Here is a 21329-nt window from a genome sequence, read left to right on the forward strand (position 1 = left end):
TTTAAACTGCAGCGACTGCCGCCACCTCATCAGACTAGTCAAGGTGGTCAGATTTGTGGCTAAGCCCGCGATTAAACACACTGACTTGGGGCTTTTTCACCAATAAATATAACGCAGGCAATACGATGAGCGTGAGTATTACGGCACTTGTCATGCCGCCAACCATAGGGGCTGCTACCCTGCTCATTATCTCAGAACCTGTTCCTTCACCATAAAGAACGGGCAGCAAGCCTAATATAATAGTTGCCACCGTCATCATTACTGGGCGCACCCGCATTCCAGCCCCTGCTAGCAAAGCGTTTCGAAATTCCACACTTGATATTGCCGTGCCTCGCTCTGTGGCTTGCATCTTAAGTTCGTCAAAAGATTGGTTTAGGTACACTAACATGATCACGCCTATTTCTACCGCGACTCCTGCCAGTGCAATAAAGCCTACACCGGCTGCCACCGAAAAGTTATAGCCCTCAAAGTACATTAACCATAACCCGCCAATCATTGCCATTGGCAGTGTGACTATAATGATGGCTACTTCGCTAAAGGCCTTAAAATTAAGATAAAGCAAAACGACAATAATGGCGATAGTTAACGGTAATACGTAGGCTAACTTTTCTTGTGCCCGCTCCATGTACTCATATTGCCCCGCCCACGTCATTGAATAGCCAACAGGAAGGTCGATATGCTTGTCTAAATATGCTTTTGCAGTAGAAACATAAGAGCCTAAATCCACATTCTCAATATCGACATAAACCCAACCATTGAGCCGTGCATTTTCGCTTTTTATTCCCGAAGGTCCGGTCTCAACGTTAATATCTGCCACGTCCCCCAGCGCAATGCGCTGTCCGTTTTCCGTCAATAGCGGTAATCGCGCCAATTGCTCAGGCGAATTTCGGTAGTCTTGCGGGTAGCGAAGGTTTACCGAGTACCGCTCCTGCCCTTCAATGGTCTGCGTGACATTAATGCCACCAACAGCCGTCGCCACCACTTGTTGAATATCATCAATATTTAGCGCGTACCGACTGGCCTTCTCGCGAGATATGTCAACGGTGATATAACGCCCACCTGCAACTCGCTCTGAGTATACTGAAACGGTGCCCGTTACTTCAGCCAGTGTTGTTTCTATTTGCTCACCAATAGTCTGAATTGTATTGAGGTCTGGCCCCGCCACTTTTATTCCAACGGGCGTTTTAATCCCCGTCGATAACATATCAATGCGCGTTGTAATCGGCATGACCCAAGCATTGGTTACACCCGGAAATTGTATTAGTTGATTTAGCTCCGCTTTTAGCGAATCAGTAGTAACGCTCTCTCGCCACTGCGTTTTTGGTTTTAACTGAATAAAGGTTTCAATCATTGTTAGCGGTGCAGGATCGGTAGCCGTGTCGGCTCGCCCCACTTTGCCAAAAACAGTGTCCACCTCGGGCAGCGTTTTAATCAGCTTATCGGTTTGCTGTAATAGTTGCCTTGCTTTACCTATAGAAATGCCTGGATAGGTAGTGGGCATATACAGTAAGTCGCCCTCATCGAGGGTAGGTATGAACTCGCTGCCTATCTTGTTGATGGGCCAAAAACCCACAGCGGTAATAATAAGCGCCAGCGCTATGGTCGACTTTGGAAACGTCATTACTTTTTTTAATACCGGTAGATACAGTGCAATAAGCAATCGGTTGAGCGGGTTTCTTTGTTGCGAAGTTACCTTTCCTCGAATGAAATACCCCATAAGCACAGGTACTAGCGTAATTGCTAAACCTGCTGCAGCGGCCATTGCATAGGTTTTGGTATAGGCCAGCGGTGCAAACATTCTGCCCTCTTGGGCTTCTAATATGAATACGGGTAAGAATGAAACGGTAATAATCAAAAGACTAAAAAACAGCGCAGGGCCTACCTCACTCGCTGCATTTGACACAACATGCCAGCGGTTATGGCTATTTAAGGTATCGCCATTTTTGTTCAGCTTTTCTATGTGCTTGTGCATATTTTCTATCATCACGATGGCGCCATCGGTCATTGCGCCAATGGCAATGGCGATGCCAGCTAACGACATAATATTGGCATTTACCCCTTGGAAGTACATAACGACGAAGGCCATCGAAATACCCAACGGCAGTGTGAAAATAGCCACTAGGGATGAGCGAATATGAAACAGAAATACCACGCAAACCAATGCAACAATAACGAGCTCTTCTAGCAATGTATCCCAGATGTTATCGACCGCTCGCCCTATTAATTTTGAGCGATCGTATACCGGAACAATCTCAACGCCTGAGGGTAAAGAGGACGTCAGCGAGGCAACTTTATCTTTTATTCTCTCTATTATTTGCTGAGCATTTTCGCCATAGCGCATAACAACAATACCACCTACCACTTCGCCTTCCCCATTGAACTCAGCAACGCCACGGCGCATTTGTGGGCCTACATTGACGTAGGCTACATCGCCTATGCGAAGTGGCGTTCCCTGCTCGTTTAATCCAAGGGGTATGCGCTCTATATCTTCAACCGATTCGATATAGCCCGTCGTTGTGACCATGTACTCAGCTTCAGCCATTTCAATAACAGACGCGCCAGTTTCTTTATTTCCCCGCTTAAGAGCGGTTTGTATGTGACTAAGGGGAATGTTGTAAGCTCGAAGCTTATTTGGCTCTACCTGCACTTGATACTGCTTTACCATTCCCCCCACAGTGGCCACTTCAGAAACGCCATCCACAGTTTGTAACTCGTACTTTAAAAACCAGTCCTGAATACTGCGAAGCTGACTTAAATCATAAGTACCTGTGGTATCGGTGAGTGCATACATATAAACCCAGCCCACACCTGTGGCATCGGGACCTAATTGAGGTTTTGCTGAGGCAGGCAACGTTTCTGAGATCTGACTCAAGTATTCTAATACCCGGCTTCGAGCCCAGTACACATCGGTATCGTCATCGAAAATAATATACACATAAGAGTCGCCAAAATAGGAATAACCTCTAACGGTTTTCGCTCCCGGTACCGAAAGCATGGCGCTTGTAAGAGGAAAGGTCACCTGATCTTGCACTACCTGTGGCGACTGCCCCGGATAGCTGGTTTTTATAATCACCTGCACATCCGACAAATCGGGTATGGCATCAACTGGCGTATTCTTAAGCGCATAAATACCCGCGCCCCCCATTATTAACGATAGCAAAACAATCAATATACGGTTTGCTATAGACCACCTTATAATCAACTCAATCATGATTCATATCCTTATGGTTCATGGCTTTATGATTCATGTTTTCATGTCTCACATCCTCATGATTCATATCTTCATGGCTCATATTTTCATGACTCATTTCCTTATGCATGGGCTTCTTTGATGAGGGGTTAGCGCTTTTACGTGTCATGGCTACCACGATAAAGTCTTCGAGAATTTCAAAGGTGAAATTAACGGTATCACCCACGTTAAATCTAGTGAGATCGATGCTCTGTGCAACGGTAAAATTCATAGTGGCGGGCGGTCTATTCCATTTCTCGATGGCCTCTCGGCTAATATTCACTATACGCGTGGATGTATTAACCGCGTTGATCACTCCTGTCACCGTTGCCGATGACACCTCTGGCTTAGGTCTGCTCGAATAAGAGTGAGCCGAATGAGAGCCAGCTAAATGAGATGAGCTGGAATGAGAGCTGGCCGAATGTGGCTTCTCACGGGCCTCCATGCGGGTGAAATCTGATGTTTTGCTAGATTCGGAGTCGAGTAAGAACTGCGCCGAAGTGACTACCCTATCGCCCTCATTCAACCCATTTAAAATTTCAATACTGTCTTGACTGACTCGACCTATATTCACGCTGACAGATTTGAATTTGCCATCGCCAAGAGCAAGCACAACTCGGTTTTGCATGCCTGTACGAATAACCGCCTCTTTAGGCACTATTAGGGTAGTCTCTGCTGTTTGAGTATGAATAGTCACATTGGCAAACATATTAGGTCTAAGCAGGTTATCCGAATTATCAAAAGCCAGCCTAATCCTCAGTGTTCGAGTTTTTTCATCAAGAGCAGGGTATACATAATTAACCTTCCCCATCCACTCCCTGCCTGGCAAATAATCAAGGGTCATGCTTACCGGTAGCCCTTTTGAAATCTGTACAACATCGCGCTCATACACTTCAGCTTCCACCCAAATCTTGTTTAATTTAGCAATACTGAACAGTGTATTTTCAGGCTTAACAAAAAAACCTTCTCGTATATTAAGTCCATCTACCACCCCTGATTGCGGTGCATAAAATGTGATGTTTTGTTGAACTTGCTGTGTGGTTTCTAGTTTTCCTATCAAATCTGGCGAAAGCTGTAACGCTTTAAGCCTGTTTTTTGCCGCATTAACCAAGGCGCTATTATTTCGTCGAAGCGCGATTACTAGCTCTTCTTGCGCATTGACTAATTGAGGTGAATACAAGGTATATAAAGGCTCACCTCTATCTACCACGTTGCCTTCTGCTTTTATGTAAAGCTTTTCTATCCACCCTTCAACGCGAGGATGTATGTGTACAATTTCATCTTCATCGTATTTAACGTATCCCACTGACACAATGTCACTGTTTATTGCCTTTCGCTCGGTAAGCGCTGTCCTTACACCTAAGTTATTAATAACGTGAGGGGCTATTACCACACTACCTTTTTCAGCAGTAGTGCTTAGTGTCGCTTCTTCGAATACGGGCACTAAGTCCATTCCCATGGGCGACTTGCCAGGCTGGTCACGGCGATAATCTGCGTCCATGGGGGCCACCCAATAAAGGGGCTTTTTTTCCGTTGTAGTTTCGCTGCCCTTCTTAGTACTTAGCTCGTGATGAGAACTTGAGTGCTCTAAAAACAGAGTTTCAAACGCAACCTGAGCAATAAAAAGTGCCAGTGCACCTAAGGCAAAACCAATTAGCAAAGGCTTAGCAATGAGTACAGAAGCCTTTGTATTTTGTGATTTATTCGCCATTATCTTACTCCCGCGTTCATTTGTGTTTCAAAGTTACTTTGGTTTGCCTTTGATTCGGCACCTGCAAAAAAGTAGTTAATTCGCGCCACCGTTTTAAGCGCTTCAACATCTATCTTAAGTGCAGAAATTTGCGCATTTAAAACAGCAATTCTCGCTCGTACCACCTCGGAGAAATCGCCATCATCATTGGTATAGGCGGTAAGAGAGGCTTCGGCTTGCTCATTGGTTTGCTGAAGTATCCCTTGCTTGTACAGAGTTTGTCGCTCTCGCAAACGCGCAAGCTGTCTTATCTCTGTTTCTAGAGCACTTAACATTTGCTTGGTTAAAAGCAACTTTTCTGTTTTCACGGCTTGTGTCTCCGCTATTGCTGCTGCAACCTCTTTATCCTGTCGATTTTTTGTAAATAAAGGTACATCAAAGGTCACACCCACCGAAAAGAAGTCTGCTCGGCTTTGTCCTGACGGCATATCATCTCGATACCCATAGCTGCCGTTAACACCCCACTGAGGCTTGTATTGCTGCTTTGCCAACTCAGTCGTTTTCTCAAATACTTTTCTCTTTTGCTCTATGGCCTTTACCGCTGGGTGTGTTATTAAAATCTGTGCCATTTTTTCTCTGGCATATGAAGATGTATCAGCAGCGTCTGGGCTGACTAATTCGATTGATGGCAGTGAGTCTGTAAGTGAGAAAGACTGAAACTGGGACTGTGACTGGAAATTAGAATTAAAGCTATAGCCCTGTGTTTCGTTATCATATGACTGGAACCATTCGCTTAATTGAGCAGTGGCAGATTCTAACAACTGCTTTTGTGACACTAATCTATCTTCTAACTGAATAATTTCTAGATCTGCACGAATGACATCTTGCTGACGCGTGCTGCCCAAAGCAGCGGCATAGCTCGCTTTTGCTACTTCCGCCATTTGCTCAAACAGCATGCGATCAGATTCAATCAGCGCAATGGTTTGCTGAGCTAAATACGCATCTAACCAGAGCTCCGTCACGCTTGTTGTTAACCTCGCTTTTCTGTCATCGCGAAGCTGCGTAAACTTAAAGGCTTCTATTTTTAACTGACTTTCTTTAATCGCTAATGAGTCGCCCCGAGGGAGTAATTGTGAAACGCCAACATTAAACTGGGTCATCGCTTCTTGGTTTAACGAGAATGAATTGGTCGGTAAATTCATCATGCCAATAGACACTTTAGGATTGGACCATGTGCGCGCTGCAACGCTTCGATAATTCGCCGCATCTTGTTTTAGTTCACTGCCAAGTAGCCAAGGGTCATTTTTAAGCGCCAGCGAAACAGCTTGTTCAAGCGTAATAACCTGGTTTGAAGGTGCACCGAGTACAGGCAAACAACCCCATAAGCAGCCTACTAACACTGCGAAAGCATTGGCTAAGCATTTCATAATATCGAGTCCTTACAAGTAAGCGTGAATGCAGTTAAAAGAAGATGAAAGGCATCCTATTCATCATCATTTATGCTGCAGGCAAACCTACCGAATTTTATAAATTTAAGCGTTGGAATGGACCTGCTTAGATGTGTTCAGACACTGAAGAATGACTGAATAATTTCTGAATATGGGCCCATGTTAAACATACGGTTGTGCGCGCTTTCATGAAAAAAAGACGCAACTATTCTGTTTAGCCAATAATAGGGGGTCTAAATAGAGAGGAAGATATTGATTTAGGTTTACCACGCTGCTCGACAACAACATGCTCGCTGAATGTTAACGCCGTGACGGAGTGTCGAATTACAGCAACTAGACTAGCGTTTGAACAAGTACTCGTCTCGCACATGCATTCATCGAAACAGCAGTTACCATCGTTCATTGCCATTTTATCATTCGTACTCATGGCCATTGAGCTTGTTTCTTTATCACTCGTGCGACCGGTGGTGTGAGCAAAGTGGTTAGCATGCTCTAAATGATGGGTATCTACATAACTGGTATTTAATCGGTTGGTATTAAATGTATCTTGTAAAGATTCTTCTTCGTGCGTGCTATGAACACGTGGACTTTTAGAAGCACTTACAGCTACAGAGGGGCCTGTGATTGTGTTTAAGCTTGAGTTTGTATTTGCGCTGGTGTTTGCCATTACACAATCTTTTATGCCATGTGCTACAGAATTAGCATGTTCAAAAGAATGCGCACGTGCAAAGGACTGCCCACAAGAGGCAATCAGCAAAAATACAACAAACATATATTTTGTATACGCTTTAAACATAATCCAACCACGGTAATATCGCGTAGCAATGTTATGTGATTATATTTTTAAAGTAAATGTGTGGGCAGGAATTTTAAAGCTAGGCTTGTACAAAGCAAGTAAATTCAATTAGATACTAAAGATGAGTAGTGAAATTAAGCCGTATTTAGCCATCCTAATCCTTTGAATTGCTCCTACTTATCACTCATGACGAAAAATAACACTTGATCACATAACTGTAATAATGTAAATTTAAATAGTGAAAATTTATCAAAGGGGGCTTATCATGCTTAAGACATTCACGAAGTTATTCAAACGCAAGCACCCATACGCAGTTGCCGCATACGTAGGCCGCAAAAACGCACAACGTATTTTAGATTGTAAGATCGAGAAAAAGTCGAAGCTTCTTGCACACGACTAGCTACTAGCATATGGCTCCGAAAGGGGCGATGAACGCCACGTTAGGCAGATTCATCGAGTGAAACATAAAATCCGATGGCTTGCACCATCGGATTTTTTTGTGCCTATAGAAATGTATCAAATACTGTTTCCAACGAAAAGTGTTAGAAACGCTCTCCCCCATGACAGAATAATTGCCTCACCTTTATTAACTTTAATTTACCCTCTTCTCAATAAGTTGCAGTGCATGTAAGAACCTGTATGGTGAGAGAGTACTCATTCAGGTAGTCCGCTAATAAAGCGCATTATTTTATTTAAAAAAAGAGGTATCACCTGATGTCAAACTCGAAATACATTATTGTTGTAGTCGTTGCCGTAGTGGCGACTATCGCTGCGTGGTTCACGTTTTTTGCCAAAGAATCTGCGCCAGACTTTACTGCTTACGCCGCAGGTCCTGATCGAAAAGCTGCTTTTTTTGAATACTTCACGCCCATTATTGTAGATATAAACAGAGAGCTAGCTGCCGATAGACAGCAAATTCAACGTGCATGTGACGCCGGTGAAACCGGGACATTAGACAAATTCCTTACTAAATTTCGCATTGACGACCCTGACCTTGAACAAGACTCCGCCTGCAATATATTGCTACGCCGGGCAGACATTGTCCCTGCGTCATTGGCAATTGCACAAGCCGCTAATGAAAGTGCGTGGGGAACGTCTCGTTTTGCCAAACAGGGGAATAACTTTTTCGGTCAGTGGTGCTTCACAAAAGGCTGTGGCATTGTTCCAAAGTCTCGAGATGCGAACAAAGCCCATGAAGTTGCCGATTTCCGCTCGCCTGCCGATTCAGTAGAAAGTTACATGCTCAATTTAAATACCCATGATGCCTACAAACCATTACGTAATATTCGTCAGTCATTACGTAAAAAAGACGAGGCTGTCACCGGAGTCGCGCTTAGCTATGGCTTGGGCAAATATTCTGAACGTGGTGATGAATACGGCAAGGAATTACGCGACATGATCAGCTTTAATAAATTGGCATCCCTTGATAAGTTGACACTGGAAGAAGTAAACGCTGATTAACCACACCAACTCACCAAAGCGTATTGTTATAGCAAATAAAAAAGGAGCCGCATTACTGTGGCTCCTCCGTGCTTTGGCTAGCAAATCAGCCAGCCAGAATGGTGACGAAAAAAGGGTTAGTTAGAACGTACCCCATTCATAGCCGATTCACCTGTTTTCAAAACACTAGACATATGATCACCTCCTTAAATATCTGCTAAACACAATACGAATGTAGCATTTGCGTTGGGCATGTAAAGAGAGATTGATTTTCATGGCAAACATTTAATCTTTTGCTTTTCTACTCTTTATACCAGCCCGCCTAGATAATTGCTCACTCAGAAGGCGCTGGCAAGCTTCCTAGCAAAGCGTGGGAATGCAGGAATGGCTGTTCCCTTTCAAATTCCCAGAATGAAGCTTGGGAACTTGCCAGACCTTCCCAAAGGGCGAGTTTAAAATGCCCGTACTCTTTGTTGTGTCACCTTGATGTAGAACCACTGCACCTGCGGGAACACGCCGCGATTACGAACATTTTAAGTCTCGCTGAGTGGGTAATTATCTAGGCGGACTGGTATTATTCTTCTAGGTAGCTACTCAACAAAGCGCAACTATAGATGCTTCTCTATTTCTATCTCCAAACTTTCAGTTCCCTGTGAGTTCGCAAAAGTGAGCCAAATTTGTCCATCTTGAATCGTTACTTGTATTTGCATAGAACGCTCAACTGCTTTTGACAGCGTTGCCGATAGCGCATCAGGAAGTGTATACACAGAAAGGTTCTTCTTAGTATTAAGCTTATTCTGTTCTTTTTTCCACCATACATCGAAGCTGTTATCAGCATAAGCGTAAATCTTCATTTGCTTACTTTGATTACAGCCTTTTTTAATGCGTTGGTCAGAGGGTTGCCCTAATTCAATCCACAGCTCAATTTCGTCACTGAAACTTTTTTGCCATAAATCTGGCACTTCATCGTCGGATAAACCTTTTGTAAACTGCAATTGCTCATGGGCATTAACAATGAAAGCGATAATACGCAGCATCATACGTTCGTCGTTTTCAGACGGGTGACGGGCGATGGTTAAGTTGTGATCGTTGTAATAGTTGCGGTCCATATCGGTTATCGAGATATCCGCTTTAAATATCGTTGCTTTAAGTGCCATGTTAATCCTGATTGGTATGCCCTAAAGGCATTTTCTCGTCAAAGGCTGAGTACGCCGGTACTGGTATTTTATTTTGCTGACTTTACTCAGTCTCTTTTGTTTGTTGCTCTAATTTTATAATGTTATCGACCTGACTAAGTGCCCCTTCCAGGTCCTTCTCAAGCGCTGTTTTGTCCGCACCCTTGGCCTCTGATATCTGCTGACGCACACTCTCAACCTTGGCTTTTGCATCTCTTAGCGACTCTTCGTGCTGCGCCGCTAGTTCGGCCTTATCAAACGCAATTGCCTCTTGGGAATCATCGTCCTCCACGCTAACATTTGTCTTACTAGGCACATTAGTCGGTACTTTGGCGATAAATTTTTGCGTTGCCTCTGTGGGTCGCTGAGCAACAAAGTTGGGCGACATAATTTCAATATCGCTATTGTGGAGCGTATCTAAAATTGCTTTATGTAAATTTGAACGTGCCGTTAATACACTTTTTACTTCTTTCAGAAGACCAGCAACGCGATAAGACACACTGAAATCTCCCAGCTCACTAACCTGCACGTACCCCTCTTCTAAACCAGCATCAAGCACTGCTTTGGTGAGCGCCTCGGTTACGCTAGTGTGATGAACATCGTAACCAATGGAGATATTCGCTGTGATCAAGGTGCCAGAAGAGCGGATAACAGACACAGGGTTATTAACCAAGTAGCTGTTAGCAATATGGATCAAATCACGCTGCTCGGTTTGTATCTCTGTATCGAGCAATCCTTTTTCCGATACTCGCCCAAAATAATCGTTACAACGAATGAAATCGCCCGTTTTAAAAGGTTTGTTGAATCGAATGACCAACCCAGACATTAGGTTTGCCACTATGGTGGTGGATGAGAAAGCGATAACACCTGACACTAACACCCCAATTAACGCCAACAGCTGATTTCTAGAGCTTTCACTTACCGGTAGTGTGAGCGCGACCGCTATCAATAATACCAAAACAATGACAAACACGACCATTTGTCGCGGCAAACGCTGCTCGCTTGTTAACTCTTGAGCACGTCTTAATAATATCCATCGCACTGCGATAATCATTACCGTCCCAAAAGATAATGTAATAACTAAAGGTAACCACAGCGCCAAAATTTCCATGTGCATCTCGCCTATTCGCTTATTTGCTTATTTGCCTAGCGTTCCTGATACCTAGGCATGTTGACCTTGGCTATATACAGTCAAGACCAACGCGCTCTGGTGTGAGATTCGTAATCGTAAATATATAGGGCTGATGATATAAGACTGATGTTATAAGAACAACGGCCTAGGGCGTATTGATTTTTGCGGTGCATTTTTACAACAAGGCTCCCCACCCTAGTAACCGTTTTATTTCTTATTATTTACCGCTTAATAGTTTACTGCTTGTTATTTACTGCTTGTTATTTAATGCTTATTTTTGAATGCTAGCCGCGAGCATTCGATTGTAAATAAGCAGTCACCACCGCTTTAACATCTGCATAGCGACAGTTTTCACAACAACCAAAGCCCTGTACCTGCCTCACTTTCATCCGAGTAAACAGCGGCATAGACATACCAGTAAGAAAACGACAGTACGTATTTTCCGTTATTTGTGTGTGTACTTTACCTTCAAGGTGCCTGTTAAGTGCCGTTATTGCGGCTGCTATTTCGTCTTCATCAGGCGCCGCTATTGAGTTTGAGTAAGTCAGCTTTGCCACGTTACCGCTGCACACGCTGCAGTGTCCGCACCGCGCTGGCGCGTCTTTATCATCAAAATAGGCGGATAAATTGGCATTTAAGCAGCTATCGAGCTCAAAGAAACGAACAAGAGCAGCAATACGCTGAATTTCTTTGCGTTCATTGTCGGCAAAATAGTGCGCTAACTTTTCGGATAAGTCACTTGCAAGTAATGCCTGCTGATTCACCTCAAACACATCGGTAATTAAACGTGACGCCAATTCAATATGGTTGTGCTCGTGCAAATATTCTAGTGCGCTAACGACTCTGCTTCGCTCGGCCCCGTAGTGCTGATAAATATCATCAAAGTTAACCACACCCCACACCTTTTTCATTGCTGTGTTGTTAAAAACTGCATTTAGAAACTCACTGCGCTCTTTAGCAAACTGACTGAGAATGTCTGCTTTTTCGGTTATAAAGCGAAATTTAAACTCTGCAAAATAGGCATAAAGTGGGCGGATAACCTTGGCCAATTCTAATTGCACTAGCAATGTTTTAAGCGGGAGCTGTCGAACATTACTTTTGGTCGATAGACTGTTTATCTGAGTTTCCCACTCATACACATTGTCGTTTACTGTTTCTGGGCCTTGAGAGGCGATATCATCAATAACCGCTTGGACGGCTTGTTGGTCGGGAGTGTCGCCATAGACAAAGTTTTCAATGGTAACCAGACCATCTAAATTAGCTAATACGGTGCAGTTAGCCGCTTTTCCGTCACGCCCCCCTCGACCAATTTCCTGGCTGTAGTTTTCAATGGATTTGGGTAAGTCGTAATGCACTACAAAGCGAATATCTGATTTATCTATTCCCATACCAAAGGCAATTGTTGCCACAACGACCTGAAGTTTGTTGTCCATGAAGTCGTGCTGTATACGTTGTCTAACATCACTGTCTAAACCGGCGTGATAAGCACTTGCTGTATAGCCATTTTGTTGTAAAAAACGGGCTACTTGCTCAGCGCTTTGTTGCAGGGTTACATAAACAATACCTGCACCTTGCTGCTGCTCTAATTCATTAAGCAAGGCGTTATTTTTTTCTGACTCTACCACCGGCAACACATTTAAATTCAAATTTGAACGATAAAACCCGGTTTGAATGATGTTTGATGGGGCAATGTCAAATCTGCGGGCCATGTCCAACTTAACCTTTTTAGTAGCCGTAGCGGTGAGCAGCAGTACTAAAGGTATTTTTAAATCTTGTTGATAGGCGGGCAGCTTTAAGTAATCTGGTCGAAAGTTATGCCCCCACTCAGAAATACAGTGGGCTTCGTCGACCACCAGCATCGACACAGGTACCGATTCTATAAACTGACGAAAACGCTCATTTTTAAACCGCTCTACTGACACCATTAATATTTTGCACTGGCCTGAGCGCACGTCATTCATAACTTGCTTGTTTTGCTGGGGCGTTAGCGTTGAATCTATACTCGCCGCTGCAATGCCTTTGCTGTGTAAGAATGCGAGCTGATCTTTCATCAGTGCTAACAAGGGTGATACCACCACGGTAAGGTGCGGTAATTGCGTAGCCACAAATTGATAGCACAACGACTTGCCTGAGCCGGTGGGAAAAATAGCGAGCGACGACTGCTGACTCAGTAAGCCTTCAACCACCTCCTGCTGTCCTGCTCGAAAGGATGGAAAACCAAATAGGCGTTGTAGTGTTGAAGAGTAGTCTGCGGTCATTGAATTGCCTGCTCCTTAAAAAACGGCTCTTACACAAGCTCGTTTAAATACTGGCAGGCATGATACCGCAATACATCAGTAATTTATGCGTTCAAACTTAAGACTTGCGTAAATCTTCAGGTGTATTATCAGCAACCACAGCGTTTCGCTCCCCCATGGGCTTATCTTCACCCACGGTGCTATCCACACTGGTTTGTAGCTCTATGCTTGAGTTTACTTCAGCACCAATAAGAATAATGTAGGCACTTAAATACAGCCACATCAGCAAAATGATAATTCCGCCCACTGACCCATAGGTTTTGTTATAGCTGGCAAATTCATTTAAATAGATAGAAAAACCATACGAGGCCGCTATCCACAATACTGTGGCGAGTAATGCGCCTGGAGTCACCCATCGCCACTGCGCAGAGCGACGGTGAGGCGCATAACGATACAGCGCAGAAAGACAAAAGTTAAACAGCACAAGCATGACAGGCCAGGTGAGCCACATGGCCTGTTTATCATCAATTGAACCACCGGTTACCCAGCTTATTGCCTCGGGCAATATAGTAATGCACGCCAGAGCTACTATAACGGTGGCAATCATACTGATAGTGCAGGCTATACGCGCTACTAAGCCGATAAAAAAGCCCCTACCCTCATTTTCATTGTAGGTAATATTGCAGGCCGTGATTAATGCATTTGCTCCTTTACTGCTGCTCCAAAGCGACAAGAACAGGGTTAAAAAGAAACCCCAGCCTAATGCAGAGCTCGACTTTTCCGTAAGCGTTTTAAGCTGCTCTTCAATGATATAGCTACTGTCGGAAGGCACCACATCTACGAGCAAAGCCATATGACGCTGTAATTCTTCCGGCGACACGATGAGGCCATACAACGATATCGTCGCGCCCAACAAGGGAAAGATAGCCAGCAAACAATAAAACGCGACGCCAGCAGAAATAAGTGGAATGTTATGCCCACCAATATTGGTAAAAATACGTTTAAGAATGCTCCACCAACTTTTAATTGTGAGCTCAAAAGCTGTGCTTGCTTCACTAAGGTGTGTATTGCTCATGTTCTCGCGTTAACTTTTTTATTGATAGGATAGATACAGCAGTGGGTATGACTAGGATTAAAATATTTTCACACAGTTTATGATTTCAGCCAGCGACCGCTTTTAATGACGGCGCTTTTAATGACAGGTGCAAAAAAACAAGCGAAAGCAAAAGCATAATGAAGATGTATGCATTTTAATTGCCTTTCGCTTCAGTTGCTTTTCGTTTCAGTGGTTAAACGTTTCTCAACTAGTTCAAGAGCGGCTGTCACTGCGTCGGTTGCCTCACAGGGAATATCCGGTATGACTCCCTCATCTTTCCAGCTTTCTTGGGTAAACGGATGTCGTAAATCGCCGTAGGTCATCACAAGATTGATGTGCTCACTAAGTGGTGTGGTGGTCGATAGATAGCTCAAACCCATTGTACGCGTACCTACAACAGTCGCCTTACTTGTCTGTTGAAGTGTATAGGCTACAAACTCCCACGAACCCGCCACAAAAGGCGATGTAACCACAAAAATAGGCACCTTCTCACCCATTTTAAAATCGGTATTACTCGCCACTAGCTGAGAAGCATTATTGTGAGCTAGGGTAAGCGTTGCGAGGGGTTTACCTGTAGGTACAAAGTAACTTAGGAATTGCTTAGCAACATGCAGGTCGACGTAGCCAGCACTTCTTAAATCGATAATGAGGGCAGTGGCGCTAGATAAGTAAGCCACAGCATTGTCTATATCGCTTTTTGCGTGCTCATTAAAAAGGTCGCCATCAATTCCCAAGTAGCCAATATTCGATTCGAGCAATTGGGTTTCAATGGTACTGGGGAAAACTCTATCTGGTGCGTTGGCCAAATTTTCTGACCCAGACCGCCATGTAATCTCAAAATTAGCATCATGGCTTGAAGAATATAACAAAGATTCGAGCTTTCGTTTAAACCGATGAAATTGATAATGACCGTCAAAGTCACCTTGGTTGAGGGAGGTGGTGATCTGCTCAGTTATCTTTTCCCGATGCTTCTCATGTAGGTAGTCTTTATCTACACTCACTACAAGATTATTCAGCGCCTTGACGACTTCTTGTTGTGATAGCAGTTCATCTTCAGCAGTCACACAAAATGATGCAAACATCGACGTAAAAAGAAACGCGAAGTATATCAACAAAGTAGGAAAATGGCGTAAGGTTATCAAGAGCTTTCCAGGTAATGTATTCAATGTATATGTTTGTCTTCGCCCTACTTTTTCAATAGGCAAATAAAAAAGTCACTACCTGAGCCTTGATAGTGACTTTCTCGATACGGTATTAAATCTACTGTTTAAGATCAGCTTGTAAAGTAGCCGTACCCCTTAGGTTGTTTAGCTAAACCTTGTGCTAAATCCTTATTGGGCCTTTGCTAAGCCCTTATTGAGCCTTTAATACGGGCAGCTTAAGCTGTATTGGCTGAGGCAGTGAACTTACAATCCCTTTTCGGCAGCTATGCCAAAATGCAGATAACAACAGTAGCGTTGAGCCAATAAATAGCCCGGTAATGGCAAAGCTATAGGTGACGAAACCCACGTTTTCCAGTAATGTCGAAAACGTATAAATAACATAAACTAGCGCCGACACCATTATTGCTCTGCGGTCGACTGCAATGGCAATAACCGCTAACAATACGTATAAACCAAGCACCACAGCGGAAATCATTAGCCCGCTATTGCCGTCTAACACACCGAGGCTATTAAAAATAGGATGTACAATCATAGGCGCTGAAATAAGGTGTAGCCAAAAAGCAGTATCCGAAGCACGAGTTTGTCTTAGTGTATCTTTGCTATCCCATACCATTGCCAAACCGAAAACAAGCAAACCAAACACTAAAACAATATGGTTAATGTAGCCTATCAACACAGGGGCCACATAAAATAAACATGCTACAGCAAAAGCACATAACGTAGCGGTACCCGCGGCTACGGTAATGGGTACATGAAAACGTGACCAATGCATTAAAGCGCCAACGGTGGTAATAAGACCTGCGGCAATAAAGGCGTACTCTTTTACCTCAGGCCTAAACAGTATTGGCGTTGCAAACAAGCCCCCGAGAAAGGCGAGTAAAAGTGCAATAGCGGGCAATGCCATACGACGTTTATTGACAAAGTATTCAGCTAACCCCCATGAACCTGCAGCCACAGTAATGCCAGCTAGTGGTGGGGAAATAATAAAGCCAAGCCATGCTAAAGAGCCAAGTAAAAGCGCACTGGCTATAACAACAAAGATGTCGTTAAAGCCATTGATAAGGCGAAAGTTCTCTTCATCAACCAAATGACTGTGACGCAGTGTATTGATAGATTCTCTGAACCTATTTACATCGCCCTGACTAAAAATGTTTTGCTGCACCGCATGTGCTAGGTCTTCATCTGTGTACATGGTCTTTCCTTATTATTGCTTTTAGCTAGATATGTAAAAATAGTAGTCAGAAGAATGAGAGCAAAAAGAGCGCCAAATAAAAATAACCAATATAATCATAAAGTTAAGAATTTTCGCTCTGTGAAGTAGCAATTTACGCTAACTCTTTTAAGTAATATGACGAAAATGTAGCGTGATATTTAATGTTAAAAAAGCAAGCGGGCTTATCACCCAGGTGCCCTAATCATCAGGAAAATAGGCAAACACTTCTTCTACAGATTTATCGAAGAGTTTGGCAATTTTGAACGCTACCTCTAGCGAGGGGTTATACTTGTTTTTTTCAATAGCCATAATAGTTTGCCGCGTAACACCAACGGCCTCAGCAAGTGTTTGTTGCGTCATCTCGTTAGCAAAAAAGCGACATTCTCTAATTTTATTCGTAATAGCCATAAAGGTTATACCGCGTCTTTTCTATAAAGTATGATTTGATGTGTAAATCTCACTATTTCCGAAAGAATAAACATAAGCAACAGCACATGCACTTCAAACAATGGGATGGGAAAGTAGGATTTTATCGACGATTCAACACCAAGTGCATGTGGTAGCAATAATTGACCTAATGTCATGACTACTCCAATACTTAATACCCAGTAGCCACTGTTGTTAGCAGTTAACGCGATAAATCGGTCTCGCTCATCACCTTCTATGTCAGCTTTAGAACCTGCAACAGCAATAAGTGACTGGAAAATAATTTCTACAATAATGATATATAAAATAGCCTGACTCAAATTTCCCATGGCTATATCAATAGCTTGCTGCTCTGACACGCTAGCTAAATCAATGTTGATTACATTTAGTGTGTACGAGCCAAAAATCACTAGTGTGGCAATGAGCGATAGCCAGGTACTTTTTTCTTTTAGTGTCATGTTCATAAGTAGCTCCATTAAGTTTGTTACCGCGACGTAATTTAAGACATTGTACGCTTGAGGGTGCGCTTTCAATGAACCAAGAGTAATTAATTTATTACTCAATGTATAGTATTTTTAACATTGAGATTGAAATAAATTACTTTTCGACATTTTTATGAATAAGATCGAATGCAGTAGAAGTGGAAATAGTAAAGGTGAATGTGCCAATTTTAATAAAAAAGAACCATTCGACGTACACCGTTTATTTAAAATAAACATTAACGGCTCATTGAAGGAGAGTATGTGTGCGATCGTCAGCCGTAGTAAATGCAAAAAATCTGACTTATAGTAACGGAAGTGTATTCTGTAGCCACCGACAAAAGGGAATGATGATCACCGATAGTAAGGAATTCTCAAGCTTTGTCGAAGCGTGCATAGATGAAGTGAAGAAGCGATTTGGCGATACTAGTAAAGCCAATCGCGTAGTGAGTTATTTATTGACGTGAAAGTGGCAGTACAGCAGTTTATTTTTGTGGTCGTTGTTTTCATTGGTTTGTCGGTGAAAACAGTTATGGCTATGCAAAATATGCCGCTTCGAAGTACGCTTGTTCAAAATAACACGTTAGAAAGTGGCCTTGGCCAGATACAACCCACACCCGCGCTATTAAACTCTCTTAAAGAGCGCATCAAACAAAACGAGCCATCTGTAGAAACCACGGTAAAAGGGCTTTCTCAGTACTTCACTGAACACCCCAATAATTACCACCACGCCCGACTTCTTAACTTAAAAGCCTATCGCGATATTTTAAAACAAGATTATGTATCAGCTTATCAACAGCTTTTAGATGCTCGCGAATATGCCAAGGTTGGTAATAACGAATTAGCCCTTGCCGAGTCATTTCGGTTGGAAGGATTTATTTTAGATTTCTCTGGCGAGCATGGGCGAGCACTAGATGCCTTGAATCATTCCCTTAAGCTATATAGCCAGTTAGATAGCGACGAAGTGCTGTCGGTATACAGTGCAATGGGTAATGTGTATGCCTCGCTCAAAGATTTTGAAAAGTTACTGTCGTTTAGCCATCAATATCTTTCCTGGGCGCAACGATTAGGGAATAGAGAAAGTGAAGGTATTGCTTATTATTTTCAAGGCTATGCACACAAAGAGTTAGGCAATTATCAGGATGCGAAAGTTAGCCTACTGCTAGCGGATGACATTCTGATTGAAATCAATTACCCCTTTATCGGCATTGTATATAGCTCTATGGCAGAGCTATACATAGCGCAAGGCAATATGAGTGAAGCATTACGAAGCCTCAACAAAGCCGCAGAAGCAGATCGCAAGGTTGGGTTTCGATACACCGAGGGGCCTCGTCTGCTGCAGCTGGTTGAAATTTATTTACAGCGGGGTGAAGTCGAGCTGGCTATCAGCGAGCTTGAGGCAGGACTTAAAAAAGAAGAGGTGCAGAGCGACAAGGCGCTGCTGCTTAGGTTTTTAGAGCAACTCATTTCACTATTTGAATCAACACACGATTATCAGTCGGCCCTGCAATATTCAAAACAGTTTCAAGAAACCTATAAGCAAAGTTTTAACGAACAACAGTCTAGATTACTCGCATTAAATCGCGTGCGTTTAGCAATAGCAGAAAAAGAAGACACGATACAACTGCTTGAGAAAGACAATCAGTTAAAAGAGCAGCGCAATATTATTCAACAAAAAACCAATACTTTTCAGCTTTACTTTATTGCCGGCGTTATCTTGTCTTTAGCGTTAGTAATAAGCTTGTTGCTTAGAACTCGGCAGCAGCGCAGTTCCCTAAACAAGCTGGCGAAAGAACTGCAAAAGGCAACCGACGCAAAATCTGATTTTCTTGCGCGTATGAGTCATGAAGTCCGAACTCCACTCAATGCAATTATCGGACTTACCAAACTTTCCCAGCGAGCGGCCGAAAGTAAGGACCAACAAACCAACCTATTGCAAATCGAAGGTGCATCAAAAACATTATTGAGCGTAGTGAACGATATTCTCGACTTTTCAAAAATTGAAGCGGGAAAAATGGATATTGAATCGACGCCTTTCAATGTTGACGCTTTGGTTAATCAGGCAATTCGTTATCACCTGCCCCGCGCCAACGAAAAACACATTGAGCTAATCCAGCACATAGCCAGAGATGTTCCTCATAATTTAATTGGGGATCCGCTACGCATACAGCAAATTTTAAATAACTTTTTAAGCAATGCGCTTAAATTTACCGACGATGGACTGGTCTCTGTTAGCGTGGGGTGTGAACTTGTCGCCGACGGCGTAGTGCTTGAATTTGAAGTAAAAGATACCGGTATTGGCTTAAATAACGAGGAAAAAAACAGGCTGTTTCAGCCTTTCAACCAAGGCAATGAATCCACATCTCGGCGCTATGGGGGAACCGGATTAGGTTTAGCCATATGTCAGCAGCTGGCTTCGTTGATGGGCGGAAAAACATGGGTTGAGAGCAAGTTAGGCAAAGGCGCTAGCTTTTACTTTACGGTAAACGTAAAACGTAATTTAGCAGTGAAGATAGTGTCTCCCTCTAAGCAGCTGTCTGCCCTAAAAGTGTTGGTTGTAGATGATGTAAGCTTATCACGGCACGCAATATCAGAAGCGTTATTGATGGCCAATATTGAAGCCGACCTTGCCACGGGCGGTCAAGAAGCTATAGCTAAATTACGCAACGCCACGGCCAACAATGCACCTTACGACTTGCTCATTTTAGATTGGAAAATGCCCGATATTGATGGCCTTGAAGTTGTCGCGATCATGAACCAAGAGTTTGCTGCTAAGCCTCCTAAAGTCATTATGCTATCTGCGTTTGAGTCGGCGCAAATGCGTGAGCAGGCAACACGCCTCGGTATAAAGACTTTTATCAAAAAGCCCTTCGGAGCCAGTGAACTCATCAATAATATTCAGGAGCTGTGTCTAGATTACCGCGCAAGTGCAGAAATAATAGAGACAGATGTGTCTGGATTTCTGGACCTTGCCGGTAAGACTATTCTGCTAGCAGAAGATAATGCGCTTAATCAAAAAGTGGCCTTAGGTTTACTTAAAGATACTCACGCCAACATTCAAGTGGCCAATAATGGCATAGAGGCTGTCGATATACTTCGTCGCAATAGCGCTTTTGATTTAGTGCTTATGGATATTCAAATGCCTGAAATGGATGGCTTAGAGGCAACCAAAGTCATTCGCGGTGAACTACAGCTTACAATGCCTATTATCGCTATGACAGCTCATGCTATGCAGCAAGAAATCGACAAAAGTATCGCGGCGGGAATGAACGCTCACCTCAACAAACCTGTCGAGCCGGACAAACTATTTAGTGTACTGGCAACCTTAATTCGCGAACATAAAGCCACGGCAGCCAGTATTGAAGCGAAAGAGTTGTACGAAACTCTTGCCGACGCTAAGCCTCTCAAAGCACTTACTCGTATCGACAAAACACGAGCGATGCAGTCTTTGCTTAACGATGAATCTTTATATACAACTTTGCTTACCGACTTTACAGCACTGCAAGCAGAGCTTGATGCGCTTTCTGTGGCTATTGCTGATAAAGATTACCTTTCAATTTCTCGAATAGTGCATATTTACAGTACTGCTCTTAAGTACATTGGTGCTTATGAACTTGCTGAATTAACACGCGCTGTCGAACTCACCATTCAAAATCAAGAAGAACGAGCCGAAGACTTTGAAACAGACTTTGACAGACAGCTTGAAACCATGAGTCGTGCGCTTGCTGAAATACATGAAATAGTTAAAGCAAACCTCAATGCTAGCGGCATCTCTGCGCACTAGGGAATATAGCAACTTAGAACC

At 43.2% G+C, this 21329-nt stretch carries 15 protein-coding genes; 3 read left to right on the plus strand and 12 right to left on the minus strand.

All coding sequences use genetic code 11. The features are described 5' to 3' along the window. Positions 1–34: 34 nt before the first annotated feature. From AC27HD_RS08570 to AC27HD_RS08585, 4 genes are all read right to left on the minus strand, one after another. Entirely contained in the window at positions 35–3211 is a 3177-nt protein-coding gene (locus AC27HD_RS08570; RefSeq protein WP_487105084.1) for an efflux RND transporter permease subunit, read from the minus strand. Next, positions 3204–4940 (minus strand): efflux RND transporter periplasmic adaptor subunit, encoded by a 1737-nt coding sequence (locus tag AC27HD_RS08575; protein WP_487105086.1) that lies wholly within the window; start codon positions 4938–4940, stop codon positions 3204–3206. The genes AC27HD_RS08570 and AC27HD_RS08575 overlap by 8 nt, the downstream gene beginning before the upstream one ends. Beyond that, positions 4940–6346, minus strand: a complete 1407-nt coding sequence (locus tag AC27HD_RS08580; RefSeq protein WP_487105088.1) for a TolC family protein — start codon at positions 6344–6346, stop codon at positions 4940–4942. Before AC27HD_RS08580 ends, AC27HD_RS08575 begins: the two co-directional genes overlap by 1 nt. A gap of 235 nt (positions 6347–6581) precedes the next feature. Then, entirely contained in the window at positions 6582–7034 is a 453-nt protein-coding gene (locus AC27HD_RS08585; RefSeq protein ID WP_487105090.1) for a hypothetical protein, read from the minus strand. A gap of 843 nt (positions 7035–7877) precedes the next feature. Here AC27HD_RS08585 and AC27HD_RS08590 point away from each other — a divergent pair. Then, a complete protein-coding gene (locus tag AC27HD_RS08590) occupies positions 7878–8624 on the plus strand; it encodes a glucosaminidase domain-containing protein (protein ID WP_487105092.1) in 747 nt (248 codons plus the stop codon). Between the two features lie 587 nt (positions 8625–9211). On the opposite strand, the gene AC27HD_RS08595 is transcribed toward AC27HD_RS08590, so the two are convergent. The 8 genes from AC27HD_RS08595 to AC27HD_RS08630 all read right to left on the minus strand — a co-directional run bounded on the left by AC27HD_RS08595 (position 9212) and on the right by AC27HD_RS08630 (position 17509). Further along, positions 9212–9760, minus strand: a complete 549-nt coding sequence (locus AC27HD_RS08595; RefSeq protein ID WP_487105094.1) for a YaeQ family protein — start codon at positions 9758–9760, stop codon at positions 9212–9214. 82 nt (positions 9761–9842) lie between these two features. Then, complete coding sequence (locus AC27HD_RS08600) at positions 9843–10889, minus strand: mechanosensitive ion channel family protein (RefSeq protein ID WP_487105096.1); 1047 nt, start codon at positions 10887–10889, stop codon at positions 9843–9845. 305 nt (positions 10890–11194) lie between these two features. After that, positions 11195–13168 carry a RecQ family ATP-dependent DNA helicase gene (locus tag AC27HD_RS08605; protein WP_487105098.1) on the minus strand — a complete coding sequence of 658 codons (1974 nt, stop codon included), beginning with the start codon at positions 13166–13168 and terminating at the stop codon, positions 11195–11197. Positions 13169–13265: 97 nt separating this feature from the next. After that, the gene (locus AC27HD_RS08610) at positions 13266–14222 is read right to left on the minus strand and encodes a YihY/virulence factor BrkB family protein (RefSeq protein WP_487105100.1); all 957 of its coding nucleotides are present in this window, start codon (positions 14220–14222) and stop codon (positions 13266–13268) included. Between the two features lie 191 nt (positions 14223–14413). Continuing rightward, complete coding sequence (locus tag AC27HD_RS08615) at positions 14414–15385, minus strand: S41 family peptidase (protein ID WP_152561600.1); 972 nt, start codon at positions 15383–15385, stop codon at positions 14414–14416. A 211-nt stretch (positions 15386–15596) separates the two neighbouring features. After that, positions 15597–16598, minus strand: coding sequence for a hypothetical protein (locus AC27HD_RS08620; protein ID WP_487105102.1), 1002 nt, complete (start codon positions 16596–16598; stop codon positions 15597–15599). A gap of 219 nt (positions 16599–16817) precedes the next feature. Continuing rightward, on the minus strand, positions 16818–17027 hold the full coding sequence (locus AC27HD_RS08625) for a helix-turn-helix transcriptional regulator (RefSeq protein ID WP_487105104.1): 210 nt from the start codon (positions 17025–17027) through the stop codon (positions 16818–16820). A 5-nt stretch (positions 17028–17032) separates the two neighbouring features. Further along, positions 17033–17509, minus strand: a complete 477-nt coding sequence (locus AC27HD_RS08630) for a hypothetical protein (protein WP_052010305.1) — start codon at positions 17507–17509, stop codon at positions 17033–17035. Between the two features lie 281 nt (positions 17510–17790). Between AC27HD_RS08630 and AC27HD_RS08635 the strand changes: the two genes are divergently transcribed. Together AC27HD_RS08635 and AC27HD_RS08640 are read left to right on the plus strand one after the other, a co-directional pair. Further along, a complete protein-coding gene (locus tag AC27HD_RS08635; protein ID WP_032097231.1) occupies positions 17791–17991 on the plus strand; it encodes a hypothetical protein in 201 nt (66 codons plus the stop codon). Then, on the plus strand, positions 17988–21308 hold the full coding sequence (locus AC27HD_RS08640; protein ID WP_487105106.1) for a tetratricopeptide repeat-containing hybrid sensor histidine kinase/response regulator: 3321 nt from the start codon (positions 17988–17990) through the stop codon (positions 21306–21308). Before AC27HD_RS08635 ends, AC27HD_RS08640 begins: the two co-directional genes overlap by 4 nt. Positions 21309–21329: the final 21 nt, after the last annotated feature.

The sequence above is a fragment of the Alteromonas sp. 4NS20-0143 genome, from assembly GCF_057542855.1.